23 protein-coding genes are annotated in these 25,959 nt (G+C 57.8%); 22 read left to right on the forward strand and 1 reads right to left on the reverse strand.

The window, feature by feature from the left end; translation table 11 throughout:
- The first annotated feature begins 219 nt into the window (after positions 1-219).
- Complete coding sequence (locus tag HZB23_14455) at positions 220-1,818, forward strand: cobalamin B12-binding domain-containing protein (GenBank protein ID MBI5845857.1); 1,599 nt, start codon at positions 220-222, stop codon at positions 1,816-1,818.
- Between the two features lie 330 nt (positions 1,819-2,148).
- Entirely contained in the window at positions 2,149-2,883 is a 735-nt protein-coding gene (locus HZB23_14460; GenBank protein MBI5845858.1) for a phosphatase PAP2 family protein, read from the forward strand.
- Positions 2,884-2,980: 97 nt separating this feature from the next.
- Here HZB23_14460 and HZB23_14465 read toward each other — a convergent pair whose 3' ends face one another.
- Positions 2,981-5,113, reverse strand: a complete 2,133-nt coding sequence (locus HZB23_14465) for a PAS domain S-box protein (GenBank protein ID MBI5845859.1) — start codon at positions 5,111-5,113, stop codon at positions 2,981-2,983.
- A gap of 397 nt (positions 5,114-5,510) precedes the next feature.
- On the opposite strand from HZB23_14465, the gene HZB23_14470 reads away from it, so the two are divergent.
- From HZB23_14470 to HZB23_14565, 20 genes are all read left to right on the forward strand, one after another.
- Entirely contained in the window at positions 5,511-6,605 is a 1,095-nt protein-coding gene (locus tag HZB23_14470; GenBank protein MBI5845860.1) for an acyl-CoA dehydrogenase family protein, read from the forward strand.
- Positions 6,606-6,680: 75 nt separating this feature from the next.
- Complete coding sequence (locus HZB23_14475; GenBank protein MBI5845861.1) at positions 6,681-7,880, forward strand: acyl-CoA dehydrogenase family protein; 1,200 nt, start codon at positions 6,681-6,683, stop codon at positions 7,878-7,880.
- A 363-nt stretch (positions 7,881-8,243) separates the two neighbouring features.
- Positions 8,244-8,669, forward strand: a complete 426-nt coding sequence (locus HZB23_14480; protein ID MBI5845862.1) for a hypothetical protein — start codon at positions 8,244-8,246, stop codon at positions 8,667-8,669.
- A 237-nt stretch (positions 8,670-8,906) separates the two neighbouring features.
- Positions 8,907-9,725, forward strand: coding sequence for a histidinol-phosphatase (locus HZB23_14485; protein ID MBI5845863.1), 819 nt, complete (start codon positions 8,907-8,909; stop codon positions 9,723-9,725).
- Between the two features lie 20 nt (positions 9,726-9,745).
- A complete protein-coding gene (locus tag HZB23_14490) occupies positions 9,746-10,621 on the forward strand; it encodes a cache domain-containing protein (protein ID MBI5845864.1) in 876 nt (291 codons plus the stop codon).
- 71 nt (positions 10,622-10,692) lie between these two features.
- Positions 10,693-12,369, forward strand: a complete 1,677-nt coding sequence (locus HZB23_14495) for a PAS domain S-box protein (GenBank protein ID MBI5845865.1) — start codon at positions 10,693-10,695, stop codon at positions 12,367-12,369.
- A 37-nt stretch (positions 12,370-12,406) separates the two neighbouring features.
- Positions 12,407-13,123 carry a glycosyltransferase family 2 protein gene (locus HZB23_14500; protein ID MBI5845866.1) on the forward strand — a complete coding sequence of 239 codons (717 nt, stop codon included), beginning with the start codon at positions 12,407-12,409 and terminating at the stop codon, positions 13,121-13,123.
- A 92-nt stretch (positions 13,124-13,215) separates the two neighbouring features.
- Positions 13,216-13,551: a twin-arginine translocase TatA/TatE family subunit gene (locus tag HZB23_14505; GenBank protein MBI5845867.1), complete on the forward strand. Its 336-nt coding sequence runs from the start codon at positions 13,216-13,218 to the stop codon at positions 13,549-13,551.
- Positions 13,541-14,359 carry a twin-arginine translocase subunit TatC gene (tatC, locus tag HZB23_14510; protein MBI5845868.1) on the forward strand — a complete coding sequence of 273 codons (819 nt, stop codon included), beginning with the start codon at positions 13,541-13,543 and terminating at the stop codon, positions 14,357-14,359. The genes HZB23_14505 and tatC overlap by 11 nt, the downstream gene beginning before the upstream one ends.
- A 38-nt stretch (positions 14,360-14,397) precedes the next feature.
- Positions 14,398-14,991, forward strand: coding sequence for a DUF805 domain-containing protein (locus HZB23_14515; protein ID MBI5845869.1), 594 nt, complete (start codon positions 14,398-14,400; stop codon positions 14,989-14,991).
- Positions 14,992-15,245: 254 nt separating this feature from the next.
- Positions 15,246-15,878 (forward strand): TetR/AcrR family transcriptional regulator, encoded by a 633-nt coding sequence (locus HZB23_14520; GenBank protein MBI5845870.1) that lies wholly within the window; start codon positions 15,246-15,248, stop codon positions 15,876-15,878.
- Positions 15,862-16,680, forward strand: coding sequence for a dihydropteroate synthase (locus HZB23_14525; protein ID MBI5845871.1), 819 nt, complete (start codon positions 15,862-15,864; stop codon positions 16,678-16,680). The genes HZB23_14520 and HZB23_14525 overlap by 17 nt, the downstream gene beginning before the upstream one ends.
- Positions 16,677-17,813 (forward strand): hypothetical protein, encoded by a 1,137-nt coding sequence (locus HZB23_14530; GenBank protein ID MBI5845872.1) that lies wholly within the window; start codon positions 16,677-16,679, stop codon positions 17,811-17,813. The genes HZB23_14525 and HZB23_14530 overlap by 4 nt, the downstream gene beginning before the upstream one ends.
- A 176-nt stretch (positions 17,814-17,989) precedes the next feature.
- Positions 17,990-18,613, forward strand: a complete 624-nt coding sequence (locus HZB23_14535) for a corrinoid protein (protein ID MBI5845873.1) — start codon at positions 17,990-17,992, stop codon at positions 18,611-18,613.
- A 227-nt stretch (positions 18,614-18,840) separates the two neighbouring features.
- Positions 18,841-19,956, forward strand: coding sequence for a hypothetical protein (locus tag HZB23_14540; GenBank protein MBI5845874.1), 1,116 nt, complete (start codon positions 18,841-18,843; stop codon positions 19,954-19,956).
- A gap of 46 nt (positions 19,957-20,002) precedes the next feature.
- The gene (locus HZB23_14545; protein MBI5845875.1) at positions 20,003-20,851 is read left to right on the forward strand and encodes a UbiA family prenyltransferase; all 849 of its coding nucleotides are present in this window, start codon (positions 20,003-20,005) and stop codon (positions 20,849-20,851) included.
- 289 nt (positions 20,852-21,140) lie between these two features.
- The gene (locus HZB23_14550; protein MBI5845876.1) at positions 21,141-22,046 is read left to right on the forward strand and encodes a hypothetical protein; all 906 of its coding nucleotides are present in this window, start codon (positions 21,141-21,143) and stop codon (positions 22,044-22,046) included.
- 1 nt (position 22,047) lies between these two features.
- On the forward strand, positions 22,048-23,049 hold the full coding sequence (locus tag HZB23_14555) for a hypothetical protein (protein ID MBI5845877.1): 1,002 nt from the start codon (positions 22,048-22,050) through the stop codon (positions 23,047-23,049).
- Between the two features lie 270 nt (positions 23,050-23,319).
- Complete coding sequence (locus HZB23_14560; GenBank protein MBI5845878.1) at positions 23,320-25,182, forward strand: acyl-CoA dehydrogenase; 1,863 nt, start codon at positions 23,320-23,322, stop codon at positions 25,180-25,182.
- 76 nt (positions 25,183-25,258) lie between these two features.
- Positions 25,259-25,600 (forward strand): hypothetical protein, encoded by a 342-nt coding sequence (locus HZB23_14565; protein ID MBI5845879.1) that lies wholly within the window; start codon positions 25,259-25,261, stop codon positions 25,598-25,600.
- Positions 25,601-25,959 lie beyond the last annotated feature (359 nt).

A 25,959-nucleotide genomic window follows, 5' to 3' on the forward strand; every position in this document is an offset into this window, starting at 1 on the left:
GCAGTTTTATCGGTATCGAACCCGAAAGCCCTTTCGAACCCATATGGAAAAGCTGGATGAGAAGACTGGATAAAAACGATGAACACGGCGCGCGAAAAACCAATGAGCAAACGTACTAAAAGTACGTGGCGGAATTGGCTTTCTCGCGCAACACTAAAGTATCGCGTTTTTAGACAGTCCGGTCACCGGCTTTTTAGGTAACATCTAAGGAGCATCATCATGCGCGTTGCAGTAATTGCCCCGCCCTACCCCCTGGAGGAGGCCCCGGCGCCGCCCCTGGGCGTTTGCTACGTGGCCGCAGCCTTCGAGGCCGCAGGCTGCGAGGTGGCCATCTTCGATTTCGTGGTTTCCGAGTATTCCAAGGCCAAGCTGGCGAAATTGATGGACGAGTTCAAACCAGACGTTGTGGGGTCAACCTCGGTCACGCTCAATTTCACGTCGGCGGCGCAGATAGTGTGCGACGCCAAGGACATAAACCCGGCCATCCTCACCATGATGGGCGGCCCCCACGTCTCCTTTTACGCCAAGGAGACCCTTGCCCAGTATCCGGGCATAGACATGATAATTCGCGGCGAGGGCGAGCAGACCATAGCCGAGCTTGTTCCCGTGCTCAAAGACCCCGGCTCGTGGAGCGGAATAAAGGGGATCACCTATCGTGAAGGCGGCGGAGTGGCGGAAACCGGAACCCGCGACTTTATCAAGGACCTGGACACCCTTCCCTTTCCCTCCCGGCACCTTCTGCCCCTGTCCCGCTACAAGGCCCTGGGCTTTCCCATCTCCATAATCACCAGCCGAGGCTGCCCCCACCAGTGCATCTTCTGCCTGGGACGCCGCATGGTGGGCGCAAAGGTTCGCTACCGCGACCCGGTCCTTGTGGTGGACGAGATCGAGCATCTGCTCTCGCTTGGCTTTCCAAGGATCAACGTGGCGGACGACCTTTTCGCATCCAACAAGGAGCGCGTGGCTGCAGTCTGCGGGGAGATAAGACGCCGGAACCTCAATTTCGGCTGGAGCGCCTTCGCCAGGGTGAACACCGTTGACGAAGAGGTGGTCCGCACAATGAAGGAGGCCGGATGCGACTGCATCGCCTTCGGCATTGAAAGCGGAAACACCGAGATGCTCAAACGCGTGAAAAAGGGAATCACCAAGGAGCAGGTTTTAAAGGCCAAGGAAGTTTGCGAAAAGGTGGGGATGAGCGTTCACGGCTCCTTCATAGTGGGGCTTCCGGGCGAAACCGCCGAGACCCTGGCCGAAACCGAAAAGTTCGCCAACGGCTTAAAATTCCTCCACGGCTACCACTATCTAGCGCCCTTTCCCGGAACCACACTCTACGAAGACATAGACAAATACGAGATAGAGCTTCTCACCCGCGACTGGAGCCTCTATGACGCCAACCGGCCCGTCACCCGCACCCCGGGGGCAAGCCCAGAGGACGTTATAGCCTTTGTTCACCGCTTCGAGGCCGAATGCAACGAGGAATGGGCCAAGCTCGAAAAAGGCTACATCGACGGCACCAACACCCCCATGGAAAACCTTAGGGTGGAGGGAAACCGCAAGCTGCCCGTGTCGTTTAAGGTCATAGCGGGCGACATGATCGATTCCTGCGGAGCGCTTCCCAGCGCCGGGGCCGTTACAGACACGGAGGCCCTGGATATTCTCAGCGACAGGATAAGCGCCGAAACGGGCTTTGATCCCATACTGGTCAAAAAGGTCCTTTCGGATTTCAAAAGGGGCGGCCACATCACCATAGTCGAAAAGCCCGACGGAACCAGAACCTGGGCCTGGAGCCCCAACCCGGCCCATGCCAGGAAAAATTGATTTGAGATGAGGACCAAGGCGTCCGGTGGAACCATATTTTACCGGACGCCTTTTTTGCGCCCATATAAAATTATGTGGCTGCGAACTATTCTCAGCTTATGGCTCTATTTATGAAAAGAAAAGGCGAAGAGCGCCAAGGCCCGTCACCCCGGCGAAAGCCGGGGTCCAGAATGCCGCGTTTAATATAAAGAACTGGATTCCGGCCTACGCCGGAATGACGGAGCGCGGGGCTTTACCGGTTTCGTTTTGCCTGCATTAAAAAGCTGCGAATAGTTCAGAGCCACATTACAGATTGACCGGCGCAAGGCCGATGGTTTAGGCTGTTGAAAAATGGGGTTTTCCTTGAACCATGAAACAAGGGAGGTTTTCGTGCGCTTAAAGGCGCTTTTTTTTCCGGAGGTTCCTTACGGAGTTGCAAGAAAATGCCTGGCCCTGTCCGCCGTGGTGGCCTTCTACACCGTAGCTTACATGTATCTGAACGAGGCCACCTTTCACGGCGAAAAATTTTACACCGTGGCCCTTCCCTTCGAGAAAGACATCCCTTTCGTCCAGGAGCTTGTCCCCTCCTACATCTTCGTCTATTTTCTGGTCATAACGATGTTTCTTGCGCTCGACAGCGACGCTTTGCTTTCCGAGGCGGTGAAAACATTCCTCGTGTGCATGGGCATCCACCTGGCCTTTTTCTACTTCATGCCGGTGATGATGACCGAAAGGCCCCACCTTGTTCCCAACGGCAACCTGTGGCACGACTACGCCGCCTTCTGGTACTGGGTGGACAAGCCCACGGCCCTCTTTCCCTCCGGGCACGTCTCCATGTCCTTCCTGTCGGCCTACTACACCCGGCGCATCCATCCAAGGCTCGGGAATTTCTGCCTTGTATGCGCGGCTTACGTGGGGGTTTCGGTGGTGCTGATAAAGCAGCACTACATAGCGGACGTGGTGGCCGGATATCTGCTGGCAACGGTCAGCTATCTGGTTTTCAAGAGGCTTGACGCGAAAAAGGAAGTGGGGCGGCCGGTGCGGTTTGAAACAGAAGAGATTGCCGAGGGCAGAAAAGCGGCATAATACCGGACCAAAAGTAAAAAGCGCCGAAGGCTCTTTGAGGGCCCTGGGCGCTTTTTCTTTTGTTTTGATTAATTTCCCGCTGGCAGGCCCCAAAGCCTCATGCCGGGGAGCCTGGTCCTTTTTCCGAAGTTCCGGAAGGCAGGGGGGCATCCAGCACGGCCCGCACTATATTGGCAAGATCCCTGTATGAAAAGGGTTTTTCCAGGAAGTTGTAATTTCCGTCAGGCAATTCCATGCGGTCGGCGTGGCCGGACATGAAAATGACCCTCATTTCAGGCGAAAGCCCGCGAATTCTTTCGGCCAGAGCCCATCCGCCCATTTTCGGCATCACCACGTCCGTAAGCAGAAGCGAAACTCCGCCATCGCCGTCGCCATAGAGAAAGAGGGCCTGGGAGGCGTCGCAGGCCTCGATGACCTTGTATCCCAGGCTTTGAAGAATGCGGCTGGCCACCGCCCGCACCGCCTGCTCATCCTCCACCAGAAGTATGGTCTCGCTTCCCCTTGGAAGGCTTTTGGTTTCGCTTCTTGCGCTTGCCGGGGTTTCTTCTCCCCTTGGAAGGAAGATTCTGAAGGTGGCTCCCTCCCCTGCCCGGCTTTCAGCCTTGATGGCGCCGCCGTGCTGCTTGATTATCCCGTGCACCGAAGCAAGCCCAAGCCCCTTGCCCTGGCCGATTTCCTTGGTGGTGAAAAAGGGCTCGAAAACCTGGCTCAGGATTGTTTCATCCATTCCGTAACCGGTGTCGACAAAGGAAATAACCACGTAATTTCCGGCCGGTATTTCAGGATCGGTTCCGTCCGCCGTAACAAAGCCGGTTTCTATTGTTATGCCGCCGCCTTCGGGCATGGCGTCCTTGGAATTCATGGCAAGGCTTATGAGGACCTGCTCGAGCTGGCCCCGGTCGGCCTTCACCGTACCCAGTTCAGTAGTAAGGTTCAGCATGATGGTGATGCCCTCGCCCACAAGCCTGTCCAACATGGTGCTGAAATTCCGTATCATGGAATTCAAATCCATGGGCCTCATGGAAAGAGTCTGCCTGCGGCCGTAGGCAAGAAGCTGCCGGGTAAGGTCGCTGGCCCTGCGGGCCGCCAGGCGCACCTGGTAAAGTGCTTCCCTTGTCTCGTGGGAAACGTCGCCCGGCCCTTCCAGGATGAGTTCCATGTGTCCCAGAATAACGGTCAGGAGGTTGTTGAAATCGTGAGCCACGCCGCCGGCCAGCCTTCCCACGGCCTCCATCTTGCGTGCCCTGGTCAGTTGTTCCGAAAGCCGCCTGTTTTCCTTTTCGGCCAGGATCTTTCCGGTAACTTCATTGAAAACGCAGGCGAACCGGCCCGAAGCCGGGCTGTAGGCATAGCCTGAAAAAAAGCGGCTGCCGCTTTCGGTGAAGTTCTCGAAATTCATGGGCTCGCCGGTTGTTGCTATCTTGCTGAATCTCTCTATCCAGCGGGGCTCGACCTCATGAAACACCCTTGCCACGCTCTGGCCCGCTATGTCCTGCCTTTTTACGCCGAAAAGCTTTTCAAATGCCGGGTTGACGTCCACGAAACGGCATTTTCCGCCTTCGCCCTCCTCACCGCTTCCGGCTTCCATGAGGCAGAAGGCCGAAAGCATGGAATTGAACAGGGCGCGGTAATCCCTCTCCGCCTTGCGGTGGCTGGTGATGTCCCTGAAAATGCAAAGGACCGTGGTGAACCTGCCCTGTTCGTCCCGTTCGGGGATGAGCCTCATGTTGACGATTCGAAGGCCGTCATCAAGAGGGTAGGAGAATTCCGACTCAACACTCTGGCCCTTTTCAAAGACCATTTGTATTTTTTCACGGAAAAAAGACTTCGCGTCTTCCGGAATGCCGATTTCCGCGTGGGTCCTGCCTATGATCTCGGCCGGGGTTTTCCGGAAGAAGCTGTTGATGGCCGGGCTCACGTACAGGTGGCGGCCTTCGGAATCAATCCTCATGATGAGATCCGGGGTGTTTTCCACCAGCGCCCTGTATTTTTCCCGGCTCCGGCGCAAGATGCTCTCGGCTTTTCTTCTTCTGAAAACGGCATACAAGAGGCCTGCGGATAGGGCCGAAAGAAGCATGATAACGGCAACCGTTACCGGCAGCAGTCTGGGGTAGGATGAAAAAAGGACGCCAAGCCTGTTATTGGCGGCGCAACCCGCCACCGGCAGAAGAAGCAGGATAAAAATGGCTGAGACAGACAGTATGCGCATCAAATTGAAGGTAAATGGCACTCTGACGGCTCCGAAATGGCTGGTGAACGTTTTGGCGAGAAGTGGCCGAGCCTGATTATTGACGGTCCTATACGAATTTTTGGCGCTTAGCCCGCATAATTGTAGGTCACGATACATGGGAATTGTATGATAGCTTTTAATTTCAATATACTACAAGCACGGTTCAAGCAAGAATTTTTATGTGAAAAATTTCACTTCACCCCCATAAACATGCCAGTGAAATGCCTTTTCGGAAGCGATCTAACAAAAGGTGTTGACAAGCCCTTTGGGTAAGACTAAAAACTGACATGTCAGTCTAAAATTGATCAGGCCATTTTTGCACGCCGCCCGAAACCAAATTGAATTCCGGCTTCATCAAGCGGCGAATTTTTTTCAACCTTCCCCCAAGGAGAACCCCATGTTCGGTTTTTCCCCCTCAAAAGAGCAGAAGATGGTCAAGGACAGCTTCAGCGAGATTGTCCGGGACTTCGTGGCTCAAAACGCGCATGACATGGACGAATCAGGCGAGATTCCGGCTGACTTCATCCAGAAAACCTGGGAGCTGGGGGCCTGCGTGGCCTCGGTTCCTGGCGAGTTCGGCGGCGACGGCATGGCGGCCTCGCCCGTATTGAACGCCCTGATCCTGGAAGAACTTGCAGCCGGGGACATGGCCTTCGCCGTTGCGGCCATGCTTCCCTCGGTCTTCATAGGCCCCATCCTGGAGGACGGCACACCGGAACAGAAGAAAAAGTACCTTCCCGCCTGCTGCGGGGAAAAATTTGCCCCCGTAAGCCTTGCCATGACCGAGCCCTTCATGGATTTCGACGCGGCGGCCCCCAAAACAACGGCCGTGCGCAAGGGCGGCTCCTACGTTTTGAATGGCCAGAAATGCTTCGCGGCAAAGGCCAAGGCATCAAAGGTCATAATGGTTTCCGCCATGCTGGACGGCAAACCCCAGCTTTTCCTGGTTGACGCCAAAAATTCCGGAATGGCCGTGGGCGAGCGGGAAAAGACCCTGGGCCTCTACGCCCTGGACACCTACCCCGTAACCCTCACCGGTTGCGAGATTCCGGCTGAGGACCGCCTTGGGGGCGATGCGGGATGCAACCACGAGCGCGTGCTGTCAAAAACCCGCACCGCCATGGCCGCCATGGCCGCAGGCATGTGCCGGGCCTCCTTTGATTTCGTGCGCAAGTACGCCAAGGAGCGCGTCCAGTTCGGCGAGCCCATCGCCTATCGCCAGAGCGTGGCCTTCATGATAGCCCAGATGGCCTACGAAACCGACGCCATAAGGCTTCTGGCCTGGAAGGCCGCGTCCGCCCTGGAGGCGGGAAAAAACGGAACCCGCGAAAGCTACCTGGCCAAGCTCTACGCCGCCGAGACCGGAATGCTGGTCTGCGACTTCGGCGTTCAGGTCATGGGTGGCCACGGCTACATCCGCGACTACCCGGTGGAGCGCTACTACCGGAACATTCGGGGAGTGGCCATGATCGAGGGATTGGCAACAGTTTAAGGAAAACGTCCGGGAATTTCACAGGACCATTCCCTTCAAATTTTTTGGAACACCGCACATCGTGAGGATCAATCAATGATAGATCTCGAAACTCCCGAATACCTGGAAAAGGTCCGCTCCGCCATGAACTCCCTGGCGGGCTCCATGCTCAGGCCCATCGCCCGCAAGTACGACGAGGCCGAGCACACCTATCCCACCGAACTGGACGCCTTCCGGGGCATCCAGGTGATGGGCCGCAAGAAGAAGAAACCCGCCGAACCCGGAGCCCCGGAAAAGCCCAAGAGCGACAAGCCCCAGGCCGGGCAGAACATGGGCACCATAGTCACGGTGGAGGAGATGTGCTGGGGCGACTGCGGCCTCATGCTCTCCATCCCCAACGCGGGCCTGGGTAACGCCGCCATCTCCGCCGTGGCCACCGACGAGCAGCTTGACCGCTTCGGGAGCAAGTGGGCCGCCATGGCCATCACCGAGGCCGGAAGCGGCTCGGACGCAGGCTCCATCACCGCCACAGCCGAGCTTGACGGCGACGAGTGGGTATTGAACGGCGAAAAAATCTTCGTCACCGCAGCCGACCGCTGCGAGGCCGTTGTGGTCTGGGCCACCGTGGACAAGAGCGCCGGGAAGGCCGGAATCAAGAGCTTCGTGGTGGAAAAGGGCACGCCCGGCTTCACCCTGGACCACCTTGAGCACAAGCTGGGCATAAGGGCCTCGGACACCGGAACCTTCGTGCTCGCAAACTGCCGCATCCCCAAGGACAACATCCTGGGAAGCGCGGAAGTGAAAAAGAGCACCGAGGGCTTCAAGGGCGTGATGAAGACCTTCGACAACACCCGGCCCATGGTTGCGGCCATGTCTTTGGGCGTTGCCCGGGCCTCCCTGGACCTTTTGAAGGAAAAACTGGAAGCGGCGGGCTCGGTCCTGGATCACACCAAGGCCCCCAACAACCTGCCCACCCGCGAAAAAGAGTACTACATGATGGAGGCCACCTTAGAGGCCATGCGGCTTCTGACCTGGCGGGCCGCCTGGATGGCCGACAACGGCGAGTTCAACAACACCGAGGCCAGTATGGCCAAGGCCAAGGCGGGCCGGGGCGGCACCCTCATCACCCAGAAGGTGTGCGATCTTCTGGGGCCGCTGGGCTTTTCCCGCGAGGAGCTTGCGGAAAAATGGATGCGTGACTCCAAGATTCTTGACATCTTCGAGGGCACGGGCCAGATTCAGCACCTTATCGTGGCCAGAAACGTCCTGAAGCTGTCGTCCAAGGAACTCAAATAACCAGGGCGTCCACGAGCGCGATCTGCGGCGTCAAACTTCGCCGGGCGCGGTGCGCACGTATGCACGATACGCTTACGCCCGCGCCCGGCTCGTTTTCCTTGCATATCATCGCTTGTGATCGCCCTGGACGTAGCGGCTGAGCTGGGGAACGAAGCCCAACAAGAGATTAACTGAGCCTCGTCAGGAGCATAAAGACAGCCTGACGTTGGGTGGGTGGTTCTGCCCGTAGGGCAGGTTCACCCAACAATTGCGGCATGACTGCAAAATGTTGGGTGAACCTGCCCTTGGGCTTAAACCACCCAAACTGCGGTAATTTCACTCTTTCGATAGGTATGCAATTTTTTTTCACAGGAGACCTTTGCGATGAAACCACCGGAAATTGCGCTGAAGGCCGGCCAGGGCCTTTTCCAGTACGGCTTTTACTGGCTGATAAGGTTTTCCTCCATCAAAAGCCCTGAGTTCAGGCAACGCCTTGCCGAGCAGGACTTCACCTTTGAGATGAAGGTGAAGGACACCGGAGTCAGGCGCTTTTTCAGCGTCACGGGCGGAAAGGTGCGGAGCGCGCTTTTCGGCGGCGAGCCCCAGTTCTCCCTTGTATGGTCCACTGCGGCTGACGGCAACAAGGTCATGGCCGACATAATGACAGCCAAGCCCAAGGCCCTCATGAAAGCAGTCATGGCGAGCCAGCTTCTGCTTGAAGGCGACGCAACCCAGGTGGGCAGGTTCCTGGAAACCCTGAACAAGATGAACAAGCTCTATCGAAAAAAAAGCGCAAAACCGGGGAAGTGAAATGGCGAACACGCTCCACACATAACAGGCTGATAAACGCCACCGGTTCGATTTGTTGAGTTTGAAGCAGTGATGAAATCAAGCGCTTTTTTTACGCCGGGCGAAACAGGGATGATCCAAAAAGCCTGCTTCATCCCTTTCAAATCCCTCCTTTTTGTATCCGCATACAAGTCCTTGCTGTTGAAGCATCTTTCCGTCTGTGCTATTCATCGGAATAATGCTTACGAAAGCCCGTCGATGCATCTTGTTGATTATCACGTTCACACAAGCCTGTGCAACCATGCGGAAGGCGGCATGGAGGCATACGTACGCCGCGCTGTGGAACTGGGCCTTGCCGAAATCGCCTTTCTGGACCACCTTACGCTCCGGGAATCCGACCACGCCAACTCCATGTCCGAAATGGAGGTGGGGCTTTATCATGCGGCCATAATGAGGCTCAAAAGGAAATACGCCGGTCGGATAATCGTACTTGCGGGCCTTGAGGTGGATCACGACCCGGAAAACAGGGCGCGGGCAATCGGGCTTCTTGAGCGTTTCTCCTTCGACATCATAACCGCCTCGGTGCATTTTTCGGATGATTACAACTTCGTCTCCAGAAGGGCCGCCCGAAAGGGCATGGAAGTCCCGGACGAGGCCTGGGCCGACTCCTATTTCGACTCCCTTGGGCAAATGCTGGACGAGCCTTTTTTCGATGTGGTTGGCCACGTGGACGTTTTCAAAAAATTCGGGCGGAAACCGACCCCGGCGCATCTTGACCGGTTCAGGGACCTGTTCCGGCGCATGGCGGGCCTGGGCCTTGTGATGGAGCTTAACACCAGCGGCTTCGATCACCAGGCATGCGAACCCTACCCCGGACGAGCCGTCCTTGAAATGGCGGCCCAGGAGGGGGTGGCGGTAACCCTGGGCTCGGACGCCCACGCGCCGCACGAGGTTGGGAGGCATTTCGGGGCGGCGGTCAGGCTCCTTGCCGAGACCGGCCATAAGAACCTCGTCCTTTTCAGGGGCCGCAAAAAACGGCTCGCACCCCTTCCGGCCTGCCTGGAAGAAGCTTGGTAGCAATTTTCGGGAGAAATTTCATGGCCAAGACATCCAGTCTCCTGGGACGCCTGATGTGGACCTTCGTGTCCCTGTCCCTTGTGGTTGTGGTGCTGTCAGGGGCCATCGCATGGCTGGAGTTCCGCCGTGAAATCCACGTTTCAATGCAAAATCGGCTGGAATCGGTGGTGGACGAAAAGGCGGACGAAATATCCGCGTGGCTGGAAAAAAAGCGGAACCAGGCTGCCATTCTGGCATCCGATTCCCTTATCATCTCGTCCACCGCATCCCTTGTCCGGGACCCCGCCGACCGGGATGCCCTTGGCGTCCTGACCGAAAGGATAAACGATCTCACCTCGCTTACGGCGGACCTCTCCGAGGTCTACGTCGCCGTGCCGGAAACGGGCAGGATTCTGGCATCCACCCTTGAATCCAGGGCGGGAGAGGAAACCGGCGATGAGCCTTTCTGGGAGACAGCAGATTCAAAACGACTCAGCACCACGGTTTACAGGGACAAAGCCCACGGAGGGCTGGCCATTTCCATCGGAAAGCCCATAATTTCGGAAGGACAGGCCATAGGGATACTGCGCCTTCGGATATACATGGAGCACCTCGCCCGGCTGACATCTGCGCGGACCGGCCTTCCAGACGAGGGCGAGGTTTTTTTCGAGGACCGCCAGGAATTTCTCGCCTCGCCAAAGGGGCCGTCAGACAAGAGGGCCCAGGCGCTTTCGGGTAAAACGGTTTCGGGGACCTACAAGAACTACGAGGGGGTCAAGGTCTTCGGCGCGCTGCGGTACGTGGAGCCGCCGGGCCTGGTGCTTTTCGCGGAAATCGGCCATGCCGCCACGCTGGCCACCGCAGGCCGGGTAACCTTCACGGTGGTCATAACCGGCCTTTACTTTCCGCCTTTCTAACACTTGGCATATATTTCGCGTCCCGAAAGATAACCAGGCCCATACTGGCAGTTACCGAGGCCGCCGAGGCCGTGGCCCAGGGAGACCTTTCCCGCAAGGCCCCGGTGATGGGGCGCGACCAGATAGGCAGGCTGGCCCTCACCTTCAACTGGATGACGGACCAGCTCCAGGCCCTTTACGCGGACATGCGCGAAAAGGTGATACAGATACAGGAGGCAAGGGACGCCATCGCAGCCAAGGAGAGGCATTTCCGGGCGCTCATCGAAAACGCCACCGATCTTATCTGCATCATGAACGCCAACGGGCGGATCATCTACGCAAGCCCTTCCGTCATACGCATCACGGGCTTTTCCCAGGAGGAGGTGGAGGGAGCCTCTGTCTTCAACTGGTTTTTGGAGGAGGACGGAAAAAAACTGCGGGCCATGCTGCCCAAAATGCTTTCGCACCATGGCATCCTCCGCATGGCCGACTACCGGGTTGCCCACAAGAACGGCGGCCACAGGATTCTGGAGATGTACGGCACCAACCTCTTAAACGACCCTGTGGTGGGCGGCTTCATCATAAACGCCCGCGACGTCACCGACCGGCACAAGTACATGGAGGAACTTGGACGCATAGAGAAGCTGGAGTCGATAGGGGTCCTGGCGGGCGGAATAGCGCACGATTTTAACAACATGCTGACCGGAATCCTCGGAAACGTCTCCCTGGCCCGGCTTCACGCGAAAACGGACCAGGCGGTGACCGTCCGCCTGAAGGAGGCCGAAAAAGCCATTCTGGCCGCCCGGGAACTCACCCAGCAGCTTCTCACCTTTTCGGGCGGGGGAGCGCCCCTCACGGAAAGCGCTTCCCTGGACACCCTTTTAAAGGAGTCGGTGGGCTTCGCCCTTTCCGGCGGCAAGGTCCGCTGCGAGTACGACCTGCCGGGAAATCTCTGGCCCGTGGAGGTCGATCCGGGCCAGATCCGGCAGGTGGTCCATAACCTGGTATTAAACGCCGTCCACGCCCAGGGCGGCATGGGTGTGGTGCGAATAAGCGCCGAAAACCTGGAAATCGAGGAAGGCGCTGCTTCCGGCCTGCCCCTTGGGCCCGGCAGGTACGTTGTGGTGAAAATCGAGGACGAGGGCCACGGCATCCCGGAAAAAAACCTTGCCCGGATATTCGACCCCTACTTCACCACCAAGAAGGACGGCTCCGGCCTGGGGCTGGCCGTAACCTTCCAGGTAATCGCAAGGCATCACGGCCACATCGCGGTGACTTCCAAGCCGGGCGTCGGGTCCACCTTCCACGTCTATCTTCCGGCCTCCGACGACCTCCCCCTGGTTATGAAGGAGGTCTCCACCGTGCCAGTTTCCGGGCGCGGGGAGCGGATTCTGGTCATGGACGACGAGGAGGCGGTTCTGGACGTCACCTCCGCCATGCTCGACTACATGGGCTTTATAGTGGAGACCGCCAGGGACGGCCAGGAGGCGGTGGAACGCTACCGAAGGGCATTGGAAAGGGGCGAGCCCTTCCAGGTGGTGATGACCGACCTGAACGTGGCGGGCGGCATGGGAGGGAAAGAGGCCATGCAGCAGATTCTGGCCCTCGACCCCAGGGCCAGGGGAATAGTCAGCTCCGGCTACTGCCACGACCCCATCATGGGCGAATACTCCCGGTACGGATTTTCGGGCGTCATAGCAAAGCCCTACACCCCGGAAAAACTTTTCACGGTGCTGGAGAAAATTCTCAGCAGGCCCGACGCTTCTTGAAAAATCGGCGGCAAACATTTCCACCGAACAGGAACTTATGAAGTTATCCATAGTAATCCCCGTCTACAACGAAAAAACCACCATCACCCGCGTACTGGACAAGGTCCTGTCCATACCCTTTCCGTACGAGACTGAAATCATAGTGGTGGACGACGGCTCCACGGACGGCACGGCCCGGCTAATAAAAGAATACGGGCGCGACAACATAATCAAGAAGCACACCAGCCTCATCAACCTGGGAAAGGGCGCGGCGGTGCGCTTCGGGCTGGAGTACGCCGAGGGCGACTGGGTGATCATCCAGGACGCCGACCTGGAACTCGATCCGGCGGACATCTTGAAAATCGTCTCCGCCATGCAGGAAACCGGGGCTGACGCCGTTTACGGCTCGCGCTTCGCCGGGGGCCGCCTCCGTTTCAAAAATGCGTCCTTCGCCAACATTTTGGCCAACAAGGTGATGACCGGCTACACCAATTTTTTATATGGCGGACACCTCACCGACATGTCCACCGCCTACAAGCTCATACGCGCCGACGCCCTTAAAAGGATACGCTTGAAGTGCATAGGCTTCGAGTTCGAGCCTGAAATCACCGCCAAACTCCTTCGCCTTGGTTACACAATCCGCGAAGTCCCCATAGCCTACCAGCCCAGGACCACCAAAGAGGGCAAGAAGATCGCCTGGTGGGACGGGTTCAAGTACCTCTATTACCTCACCAAGTACAGGATCGTTTCGCCCGCCAAACTCGTAAGGGGCTGACGGGCGGCGGAGCTTCTTGACACGACCGGGCAAAAAGCCTACCCTGCCGGACGGTGGTTTCAGCGCGGTTTCATCAACCGGCGGAGTGGCGCATGTTCGGCATCGGAATGTCTGAGCTTTTTCTTATCCTGGCGGTGGCCCTTATAGTGGTGGGCCCCAAGAAGATGCCGGAAATCGCCCGGCTTCTGGGGCGGGGCTTTTCCGAGTTCCGCAAGGCCAGCCAGACCTTGAGGGAAGCCATAGACGTGCAGTCGGAAAAGGCCGGTTTCAAGGGGGCCTTTTCGGATATAAAGGACACCGTGGCCGACGCCGTAAGCGAGGTCCCGAAACCGGGGCATGAGCCTTCGCCATCGGCTTTCGTTCAGCCCACGGGCGGCCCTGAGTCGGACGAGACCGCCGGGACGGATGAAAAAAATCATGGACAGTAAACCCGATCCCGGCACGGAAGCCGAATCCCCCCAAGCGGAGGAGCAAGGCGGCCTCACCTTCATGGATCATCTGGTGGAGTTGAGGCGAAGGCTCATCATCTGCGCCCTGGCCGTGGGGGTGGGCTTTTTCGGGGCCTACGCCGTAAAGGAGTACATATTCGAGATAATGGCCTGGCCTTTGATTCAGGCCCTTCCCGACACGGACCACGCCCTCATTTTCACCAACCTCGTCGAACCCTTCATGGTTTACTTGAAGCTCTCCTTCGCGGCGGGCATCGTTCTGGCCCTTCCCGTTATCATGCACCAGGTGTGGATGTTCATCGGCCCCGGCCTTTACTCCCACGAAAAGAGGATGATCTTCCCCTTAGTCTTCCTCTCCTGCCTATTTTTCGCCGCCGGGGCAGCCTTCGGCTATTTCGTGGTCTTCCCCTTCGGTTTCAAGGCCCTTATCGAGTTCGCGGGGCCTTCCATGTCCGCCTTTCCCTCGGTGAAGGAATACTACGGCCTGGTTTCCAAGATGCTCCTGGTCTTCGGGCTCATTTTCGAGCTTCCTCTTTTCATAAGCGTTTTCGCGCGGTTCGGGCTCGTCACCCCGGCCTTTCTGCGAAAAAACAGGCGCTATGCCATCCTGATCATTTTTGTGGCTGCTGCCATACTCACCCCGCCGGACGTGTTTTCCCAATTGCTCATGGCCTTGCCCCTTCTGGTTTTATACGAGGCGGGAATTCTGGGCGCGGTTATTTTCGGCAGGGCCAGGGAAAAGGCGGAGCCGCCCGACCCGGAGCCTTCTCCGGAAAACCCGGCCTAAGCCGCCTTGCGCGATGCCTGTCAACGGAGGAACCACCCATGGGATGGTACATCGAAGTACTGAAAAAATACGCCGTTTTCAAAGGCCGGGCGCGTAGGGCCGAATACTGGTATTTCATCCTGTTCAACCTAATCGTCAGCGCCAGCCTCATGTTGGTGGACGGCGTCACCGGAACCTTCAGCCGTGAGGAAGGGATGGGCTTTCTGTCGGGCATATATTCCGTGGCGGTCATATTGCCGGGGATAGGGGTGTCCATCAGGCGGCTCCACGACACGGGCCAGAGCGGCTGGTATTTCGGCGTTTTCTTCATTTTCGCCTTCGCGGTGATGCTCATTATGGAGCTCTCGCCCAAAAGCCCTCTCCTGGACCCTCTGGTCCTTGTTCTGGGCGCCTTGTCCATCGTCCTTTTGATCAATCTGGCGAAAAAGGGCCAGCCCGGGGAAAACCGCTTCGGCCCCGACCCCCTTCACGTGGATGAATTCGCCTGGGCCTACAAGAGGCCCGGCTCGCCCAGGCAGCCTGAGCAGCCGGAAGACCCCCTGGACCGCCTTGAAAGGCTCGCAAGCCTTAAAAGCCGTGGCATAATTTCAGAGGAGGAATTCGAGGAGCAGAAGGCGAAGCTGCTCAAATAGACCGCCTGCCCTTTCTTTAAAGCCCGGCCAGCCCCGGGCGGCGAAATTCCCCCCGCCTCTTGCTCCACTCCGGCGCGGGGAATTTTTTTTGCATCAATAAAAAGTCATGCTTGACTTTTTATTGATGGCATATTAAGAATATTTCCATCAATATGGAACATCGCCGGACATAAACAGTCCGGCATGATCTTTTAATCATCCAAAATCCAAGATCGGCCAAAATGGGAAGCGTAAACGGTCACGGCGATTCAAAAATGCAGGACAGGGCGATAGCAACAAGGAAGGCCCTTTTGGAGGCCACCCTGGAATGCCTCGTGGAAAAGGGATACGCGGGCACCACCACCCAGGAGGTCTGCCGGAGGCTGAAGGTTTCCAGGGGGACCCTCCTGCACCATTTTGCCACCCGCGAGGAGCTGGTGACCGAGGCGGTGGAGCACGTGCTGGAAAGGACGGTGGAGCATTTCCGGGAAACCCTGGATGGCACCCTGCCGGAAAACCCCACCCTGGCCGACCTTGGCCGGGCCATGTGGGAAAAGCACTGGACCAGCGGGGTCTTTTACGCCTGGCTGGAACTGGTGGTGGCCTCCCGAACGGACCCGGTTTTAAACGAAAAGGTGAGGGAGATGGACCTTCGGTGGAGCCCCAAGTTCGACGCGGCCTGCAGAAGCGTGCTGGGCCGGGGCGCGGACGGGGTGATCTGGCTCTTCTTCCTGGCCTTGAACGCCCTTTCAATAGAAAAAATCCGCAGCGGGCCGGAAAGGCTCAACCGGTCGCTTTCCGACCTTCTGGCCCTGGCCGAAACGGCGGACCGCTTTTTCTGGAGGTTTTCGGAAACCGCGCTTCAAAACAAGGGGCAGGGGGATAAAAAAGATGCTTGTGATAGGTGAAAAAATCAACGCCACCAGGACTAGCGTTGCCGCCGCCGTGGCCGTGCGGGACGCCGGATTCATATCCTCCCTGGCCCTTGCCCAGGCCGAAGCCGGGGCGGACGTGATAGATGTCAACGCAGGAACCGGCCAGGGCGACCCCGAAAGGGCGGCGGAAGACATGCTCTGGCTCATCCGCACGGTGGAAAAGGCCGTGAAACTGCCCCTTGCCATAGACACGGAAATACCCTCAGTCATGGGGGTGGCACTTTCATCAGTCACTCGCCCCCCGGCATGGATCAACTCGGTCTCCGCCGAAACCAGCCGCCTGGAGAGGGTCCTGCCCCTGGCGAAAAAATTCGGCTCCCCCATTATCGCGCTTCTGATGGGAGACGATGGCATTCCCAGGGACGCAGCCGGGCGCATGAGGGCGGCGGAAAAAATCTACGGAAAGGCCGTGGACGCGGGCATCGATCCGGCAAGGCTCTATTTCGATCCTCTGGTCATGCCGGTGGGGGCCGAAACCGGGGCCGGGGACGTGGTGCTTTCGTGCCTCTCGATGATCAAAAGGGACATGCCAGCCGCCAACACTGTCTTAGGCCTCAGCAACGTGAGCTTCGGCCTCCCGTTGCGAAGCCTTCTCAACCGGGCCTTCCTGGTCCTCTGCGCGGGCGCGGGCCTTTCGGCTGTAATTCTGGACCCTTCGGATGATACCCTCATGATGGAGATGTTCGCGGCGGAGGCGCTTCTTGGCAGGGACCCCTATTGCGGGCGCTACATAAAAGCCTATCGAAAAAGAAACGGGAAAGGCGGGAAATCATGACGATCCAAAAGCCGTTCAAAACCGGGCACAACTTCGAGGCCCTAAGAAAGGTTCTGATGCGGGAGACCAAGGGCGGGCCGGTCCCCATCATTGAACTCATGGTGGACCCGGCGGCCATGGCGAAGGTCACCGGCATCGATTCGCCCATGAGCAGCATGATGGAGCTGATGGACCTGATCGGCCCGGACGGAAAGGTGAGCGAGGAATCCCTCATGAAGGGAATTCAGCTTCTGGACCTCTCCCTGGCCTTCGCAAAAAAGGTGGGCTACGACTACGTCTTCGCCTTCCCGGTTGTCCCCACCCCCATGACCAACTTGAACGTGAGCGAATCCGAGGCGGGCGGGGTGAAGAAAAGGAACTGGCAGAACGAACACGACGGGGTGCTGAAAACCCGCGAGGATTTCAACGCCTACCCCTGGCCGTCGGTGGACGACATCCAGCTCGTCACCCTGGACTACCTTGAGCCCCAGCTTCCCGAAGGCGCGAAGATCATGCTCTTCTATTTCGGCGTGTTCGAGGTCCTGCGGCACCTGTTGGGCTTTGAGCAGACGGCCCTTAAAAGCATCCGGGAGCCGGACCTTATCGACGACATCCTGGAAAGGCTCACGGTGCTGGCCGAGGCCGCCATAGACCGGGCCATGGCCCACCCTGTGGCGGGCGCGGTCTTCTACGCCGAGGACATGGGCTTCAACACGGGGCTCATGCTCTCGCCCAAGTTCTTCCGCAAACACCTGATTCCGCGCTTAAAGCGCCTGGCCGACGCGGCCCACAGGCACGGCAAGCCCTTTCTGCTGCACTCATGCGGCCAGGTTGACGCCCTCATGGAGGATTTCATAGAAGTGGTCGGCATAGACGGCTTTCACAGCTTCGAGGACAACATCGAGCCCGTGGAGAGCGTCTACGCCCGCTACCACGACAGGATTTCCATCCTGGGGGGCGTGGACGTGAACCTTTTCACCAACGCCACCGAAGACGAGGTGAGGGCCAGGGTCCGCCAAATTCTTGACGCCTGCGGCCCCGGCGGGGGCTTCGCCATAGGAAGCGGAAACTCGGTCACCAACTACGCGAAAATCGAAAACTACTACGCAATGCTGGATGAGACGGCCAAATGGAACCATAAACACGGCTTCTGACAGGCTGGATAAAAACGCGAATCGCGGTGTCAGGCATCACCAAAAAGTCGGTCACGTACAAAAGAGTACGCTCCCTCCTTTTTGGCTCGCCTTCCTTGCGCTTCATCGTTTTTATCCAGCCTGTGCAAGCGAACGCTGAAGGTCGAAAAGCCAGTTACGGAAGGAGATCAAAAATAATGGACGAGCTTAAGCAGATGGTTGTGGACGGCAGGGAGGATTTGGTCCCTGCAAGGGTTCAGGCCCTTCTGGACAAGGGAGTCGGCGTCGAGGAAATCATGAAGCAGGCCCTCATACCCGCCATGGACGAGGTGGGCGGCTTGTTCCAGAAAGGCGAAATCTACCTTCCGGAAATGCTGGTGGCCGCAGAAGCCATGAAAAGCGGCATGAAGGTTCTGGAACCCCTTATTAAAGGAAGCGGGGTGAAGCCCATCGGCAAGGCGGTTCTGGGCACCATGAGCGGGGACATGCACGACATAGGCAAGAACCTCGTGATAATGAGCCTGGAAGGCGCGGGCTTCACGGTGATCGATCTCGGCATGGACGTCAGCCCTTCTGCCTTCGCGGAAGCCGTCAAAACCCACCGGCCCCAGGTGGTGGGCCTAAGCGCCCTTCTTTCCAGCACCATGCCCTTCATGAAAAAGGCCATAGAGGCCATCACAGCATCCGGCCTCCGGGAAACCGTAAAGATAATGGTGGGCGGCGCGCCGGTGAACCAGGCCTTCGCCACTGAAATCGGGGCAGATTTCTATGGCAGGGATTCGGTGGCCGGAAAAAACTTCGCCGTAAAAGCCTGCGCCTGACCTTCCGTTTCGCCCGCCTTGCGTCCCCGGCTTTTCATGCCGGGGACGCGAGACAAGACCCGCTAAATCACGCTCTCTTTCTTCATCACCTGCCCGCGTCATTTTTCGTTATTGCATCCTTTCCGCGTTTGGCCTTAGAATGCCCGTGTTTGTTTCCTTACCCATCCCTGTTTTCCATGCTCCCGTTTTTCGCGGCCCGGACCGCCGTCACGATTCAAGGAACCGCAATGCACCTTTTTGACGACAAGCGCGCCCTGATCGAAAAACTGAGGTTTTTCGCAAGGGTGTGGGTTCCCTTCCACGTTCTGATCTTTTCGGTTCTCCGCACCTACCTGGAAACGGTCCATTTCGAGGAGACGGCCCGGTATTCCTTCTACCGCTCGACCCATCACGTGTTCTGGTTTGCCACCATAATCCTGTTTGCGGTGCTTTTCCTCAACCTTGTCACAAGGGTTCAGGTGAAAAGGCTTATCTGGTTCGGCCTTGGAATGCACGCCATCCTTCTGCCCATACTCTGGGCCTGGCTCACCGGCCACAAGCTGGCCCTGGCGTACCATCCGTCCACTTATCATGAAATGTTCCGGGATATGCTGACCTTCGTGTGGACCGCCCCCCACAACAGGCCGGTAATGCTGGACGGCGGGCTGGGCCTCTCAAGCATGGCACTTCTGGCCTATTTTTATACGCGCTCGTGGAAGAGGTTCTTCATAATCGGCATTATGAGCCTCGCCCTTGTCAATTTTTTCGCCGTCGTCCTCATCGGGCCGCCCACGGCTGAGAACGCCTTCATAAAAATCGGGAGCGCCTGGACCTACGACCCCTTCATAAGCGCCTTTTTCGTTTTCGTCTCCTTCTGGACCCTGGTGGCCGTGATGGCCAGGGCGGGCCTTTTTTCCGAAGACAGGCGCATCTGGGCGGGCTGTGCGCTCTTGGGCGTTTCCGGGTGGGCGGTTTTTTCCCTGGCCGCCTATGGGGCCGGATGGTTCCCCTATCCCTACGACGCCTTCATGACGGGCTTTCCAATGGGTTTCTGCCTGTTTCTTCTGGCCAGGGTGGCCATGTGGATGGCCGGACGCCCCGGAAACCAGTGGGCCCTGGGCCTCTTCCTCCTGGCCCTTGCCTGCCAGGCGGCGGTCTTTTCACCCATTTACGCGGGAAACCACGAGGATTTCACCTATATGCCCAAGCCCGTGCGGGTATGGGCCAGGAACAGGGAGCCCTTTTCCAGGCTGAGGCTTCTGCCCGGAAGCAGGTTCGACTTTTCCGATCAGGAAATGTCGCCTTATTCTTTCGATCCACCACCAGAAAACGACCCGGAACAGGATTATGGCCAGGGGCCTTAAGTCTTTTTTCACAAACAGATCCGTTAGAGCATCCATAAGGGTGGCCGTGAACCATTTGCGCCTTTTCCGGTCGGACGCAGCGGTCTTCTCCTTCGGCTCCTTTCTCGCCGGGGGGATGATCGCGCCGGTTCTTACGCTCAATTTTGCCGAAGCAGGTCTGGTAACGCTGGTTTCCGCCAATTTCTGTTACAGTTTCAACGCCTGGACGGACAGGGAAAGCGACCGGATCAACAAGCCCCACCGGCCCATCCCGGCGGGCGAGGTGACCGGTGAGGCGGCCCTTCGTTACAGCATGGCCCTTTTCGTGATTTCTCTTGGCTATCCCTTTCTGGTGGCGAAAAGCGCGGCAAGCCTGTTCTGGTTCCTGGTGATTCCGTTTCTGGGGCTTTTTTACTCGGCCCGTCCGGTGCGCCTTAAAAACAGGCCGCCCTTTTCGGTGCTCACCGTGGCCGCCGGGCTCACCATTCCCTTCATCCTGGGCTATATCCAGGCAGGGGGCGGAGGGGATCTCAACTTTTTTTTCATGTCGGTTTTTTTGTTCTGCGCCTCCCTTGTGGGCTTGAAGGACATAGAGGACGAAAAGGGCGACACTGCGGTGGGGGAGGCCAACCTTTATCACAGGTATAAAACGCGGCTTCTGGACATTTCCCTGGCTGGCCTCGCCATCACCGTACTTTTCTCGTTTCTTTTGCCCATGCCGCAAAAGCTCTTCCTTTTCATGGCCGGGCAGAGCATGGGGGCGGCGGCCTGCATCCTTGTCCACAGGTTTTTTGTACTGAACCGGGCCCGCCTTTACCGAAGGGTCATCAAGACCGTGATGGCGGTGGGGACCGTGTTCTGGTTAATTATTTTGACCGAAGGCTTTACGGGAAACGCCTCCGTGTCCTTTTTCTGAACCGTTTAACAGAGGGAACCGGCCATGTTTCCGGGGCATTTTTTCCCGTGTTTTCCAGGTTGCGGGGTCGCAGGACTTGGGCGCAAGGCCGCGTGAATCCGCTTTTAATGGGCAATGTCTTTTTTTGCTTGATTTAACTTGGAGCTTCTGGGATAATCCCCTTTATCCGTCGCTGGGTCAATACTTCTCATTCACATAACCTTGGCGTCAGGCCGGGGGACAACGGGGCGCAGGGCCCAAAAGGGCTGGCGTCCCTTCCCATGCCCGGAAGGGTCTGGGGGGGAAATTCATGGGGTCCAATTCAGAAAAATCAGGACTCAAAGGCACACGCTACGGCTCCCTGGTGTGGGTGTTGCTGAGCCTCGTGCTCATCATCCTGCCCCTGGCCGCAGTGGCCAAGCTCATGCTGGTTTCCGACGAAGAGCTTGACGACGTGGTGGGCCAGAGCCTTCTGGAATTCTCCATCGTAAACCGGACCGTCGCCACTCCGGGCGGCAACATGGTTTTCACTCCGGCCATTCTCAAGGTCAACGCCCTCGTCATAATCAACAACGTTCACATGACCAACGTGCGCCTGGGCTGGTGGGGGTCCAACTTCGACAATCCCGCCCACGACATGCAGATATACGGCGCGGCCACCCATAATGGAAGCACTGCGGGCGGCACAGCCACCGGCCTTACCTGGGGCGGCGCCGGTTATCCCATTTACATGCGGGGCCTTCGCATAGAGCTCGCCTACGACAACCTTTACGCGGCCAACCCCAATTTTCTGTTCCTTCGCGTGGGTTCCGACGATTTCTCCGGCTGCCTGGACGCAGACCCGGACGGCAACGGGCTTGGCTCCCTGGAGCGCCTGAGCTTCGACGGCAGGGTTCAGAGCAGCGGATCCATCTGGCCCATACCTGCAATCGGCATTGATGAGCAGTTCAACAACGACACCGCGACCACCGGCCCCCTGGGCATCGAAATACCGTTCTCGCACGTCACGCGCATGTATTTTCATGTCCCGGCGGTCCAGGATGAAGGCCGCACGGACTGGTTCATCTCCCTTGCGAACAACATTTCCATGGGCGGAAACAACAACAGCGTTTCCTGGAATCCGAAAACGACAGTGGCGGAAAACGTGCCCGCCCGTGGTTACTGGATGCATTTCCAAAGTCTGTACGCAGCGGCGAACACAGGAGGCCTTTGGTGATATGATCTCAATCGTGCGCCAAAATTCCGGGCAGGTCAGGATGAACCGCAGGCTCGTCCCCCTTACTGCCGTTCTTTGCCTTCTGGTTCTGCTCGCTGGCGGCTCCGCCTTTTCGGCCATGGATCTCATGGACGAGGACAGCCTTTCGGATATCCAGGCACAGACCGGGCTTTCCCTGGTGGCCAAGGTGCGGACAACCTCCGGCAACATGCGCATAACCGGAACCGGCTACATAGACCTTGACGGCGTCACCATAAACAATTCGGGAACCGGCTACGGGCGCATAGGCGATTTCGACGACCCGGCCACCCTGGACGTCGGAAAAGACGGCGGCACTGCTGTCCGGATGCGGCTCACCTTTCCCAACGGCATGAACGGGGCCACGGAACTCAACGAAGTACCCAGCATCCAGGCGGCCACGGTCAACTGGACAAACGCCGCAGGAACCCCCGTCAACATAGGCTCGCTTTCCATAAACCAGATATACCAGAACAACATGCGCTGGACAGCCTGGTTCCACGACAACGGCGGCATGAACCTTCTCATGGAACTTAACGGCGACATCACCAATACGCAAATCGATCCGCCCGGAGACGGCTCTGGAGGTGGCGTATCCCTCCAGAACATGCTCTTCTCCCTTTACGGCGACGGCAACAACACGGCTCCCGGAAGGGCAGCCGGCTATTTCAACTTCGGCGGCGCTTCATCCATGGTCATAGACATCTACACCGCCGAGAAGGTCTGGGGTTTAACCGAAGCTCCGATCGATGGCGACCCCAACTCTCCTGGCACCATCGACGGACGCAATCGCACCCTCATGCGCATAACCTACCCGGTCACCGGAAGCGTGCGCATCGGAAACGGACGCATCCAGGACGCCGTAACCGATGCATGGAACAACTACGGCCCCATAATCATGGAAAACATGACCGGCGGCGAGATCACCATAGAATTTCCCCACAGTGTGGGTACCGGCGTGATCTACTTCAACCCGGACGTCTGACACCCCCTCCGGTTAATTTCAAAGGCCCCCAAGGCGACAAGCCTTGGGGGCCTTTTTTTGCGCCCGCCCCGCGCACCCGGCAGCCAGAATGGGTCATCACCGGCCATAATGGGACATTTCTGACCCAAATCGTGCACTGCACCGAACACCCCCCTTGACTTCATTGGCAAATTTTCTGGCACCTTTCATGCTTGCATTACCATATCGGCCAAACCGGTCCACAGGCCATATCGGCCGGGCCTTCATTTAACGAAAAAAGGGGAAACAAGAATGGCGCAGTTCATTGCCGACAAAAGAGACATGGAATTCGTGCTTTACGAGCAGATGGACTTGGAAGGTCTTGCCAAGGCCGAACGCTACACCGAGTTCAACCGCAAGACCTGCGATCTCATTTTAAACGAGGCCAGAAACCTAGCGGTGAAGGAAATCCTTCCCACCAACAAGGAAGGCGACAGCGTGGGCGCGCAGCTTGAAAACGGACGGGTGAAGGTCCCGCCCTGTTTCCACAAGCCCTACAAGGCCTTCTGCGAGGGCGACTGGATCGCCATGACCGACGATCCGGAAGTGGGCGGCCAGGGAATGCCCGTCACCCTGGCCCAGGCCGCAGGCGAATACTTCTCCGGGGCCAACACCGCCTTTGTCATGTATCCCATGCTCTGCCACGGCACGGGAAAAATCATAGAGACCATTGGCACCCCGGAACAGAAGAAGATGTGCCTCAAAAAGCTCTACAAGGGCGAGTGGGGCGGCTCCATGGTTCTCACCGAGCCGGGCGCGGGAAGCGACCTGGGCCTTCTCACCACCTCGGCCAAGGACAACGGCGACGGCACTTATTCCATCTCCGGCCAGAAAATCTTCATCACCGCCGCCGACCAGGACTTAACCCCCAACATCGTCTACCCGGTTCTGGCCCGCATCGAGGGCGCTCCCGCCGGAACGCGCGGAATCAGCCTCTTTCTGGTCTTCAAATACAGGGTGAACCCGGACGGAAGCCTGGGGGAGGACAACGACGTCCAGGTAACCGCCATCGAGGAAAAGATGGGCATCCACGGCTCTGCCACCTGCCAGGTGACCTTCGGCGGAAAGGGCGGCTGCGTCGGCACCCTTTTGGGCCCCCCCAACAAGGGCATGAGGGGCATGTTTCTGATGATGAACGAGGAGCGCCTGAACGTTGGAATGCAGGCCCTGTCCCTTGGCTCCGCCGCCTATCTCTACGCCGTCAACTACGCCCGCGAACGCATCCAGGGCAAGAACCTTTTGAAATTCATGGACGAGAGCGCACCATCCGTGGCCATCATCGAGCACCCGGACGTGAAGCGGATGCTCATGAACATGAAGGTTTACATCGAGGGAATGCGCAGCCTCTGCTACTTCGTGGGCCGGTGCTTCGATCTTCACCAGATAGCCCCCACCGAAGAGGAACGCGCCTACAACCTGGGCCTTGTGGAACTCATGGTGCCCATCGTCAAGGCCTATTGCTCCGACAAGTCCTTCGACGTCTGCGTTTCGGCCATGCAGGTCTACGGCGGCTACGGCTACTGCCAGGACTACCCCGTGGAGCAGCTCACCCGCGACTGCAAGATAACGGGCATCTACGAGGGGGCCAACGGCATCCAGGCAATGGACCTCCTGGCCCGGCAGCTTGGCAAGCAGAACGGCAAAGTTTTCATGAACTTCCTGGCCGAAATCGGAAAGACCGCAGCTGCGGCCAAGGCAGTTCCTGGCCTTGACGAATACGCCGCAAGGGTGGAGGAGGCCGCCGGAAAACTGGCCGAGCTTGCCATGCACCTCGGAAAACTCGCAATGGCCTTCAACGAAAACACTCTCCAGGCATTTTCCGCCGCCTACCCCTTTCTTGAGATCATGGGGGACGTGATCGTGGCCTGGATGCAACTGTGGCGGGCAACGGTGGCCAAACCCAAGCTGGAGGCCATTTTAAAGGGGGCGACCGGCGAGGACAAAAAGGCTCTCATCGCCAAAAACCGCGAGGCCGCCTTCTACGACGGCCAGGTCAAGGGCTGCGAATACTTCATCAACTCCATCCTCCCGATAACCTTCGGCAAAATGGCCGCAGTCAAGGGCTCCACCTCCACTGTCATGGACATGGACGACGCCTCCTTCGGCGGAAAATAGGCACCCCGCCCACTAAAACGCCCACGGGGTTCCGGGGAAATTCCCCGGAACCCTCATATCCGGGGGGGAAATAACCATGCGCACTCTTGGACCAAGAAAATCAGATGCAATTTTAAGCGTTGGGAGCGGGCTTGGACATCTTGGCCTCAGCTATTGGGCACTTACCCGTGAACAGGCGTTGATGGCTCTTGATAAATTTGAGGCTGAAGCGATCGGCATTATTGGTGGCGATGTTTTAGCCGAAAAAAGTGGAGTCCTGCAACACAACTATGACAGTTGGCATTGTGAGCCCGAGCAAGATGAATCAAATTCAGCCTTTGTATTTCGGAGCACTATGAAAGCACGGACTTACATTGCAAATTATCCAGATACTGAATGTTTTTTTGTAATTGTTCCAACTGACTACCTGTATCCGTGACCCGTTTTCGCTGAGGCTCTGTTGAGGCATATTGATTGTAAAAGTCAAGGACCTGCCAACAGTTAAAAACTGAACATCTCTTTTCAATTTATTCCGCGCCTTACCCTGCCGGCGGGGCCTGGGGGGCTCACGGGAGATGAACACGTCAGCGCGGTCGGACGCACCAATTCCCTGAGCTTCTTTTTTTCTTCTTTCTTTCCCTCTTACCCTACCGGCGGGGCCTGGGGGGCTGAGGGAGATGAACACGTCAGCGCGGTCGGACGCACCAATTCCCTGAGCTTCTTTTTTTCTTCTTTCTTTCCCTCTTACCCTACCGGCGGGGCCTGGGGGGGCTCACGGGAGATGAACACGTCAGCGCG

The sequence above is a fragment of the Deltaproteobacteria bacterium genome (genome assembly GCA_016235345.1).
Classification (GTDB): Bacteria; Desulfobacterota; Desulfobacteria; order Desulfobacterales; family Desulfatibacillaceae; genus JACRLG01.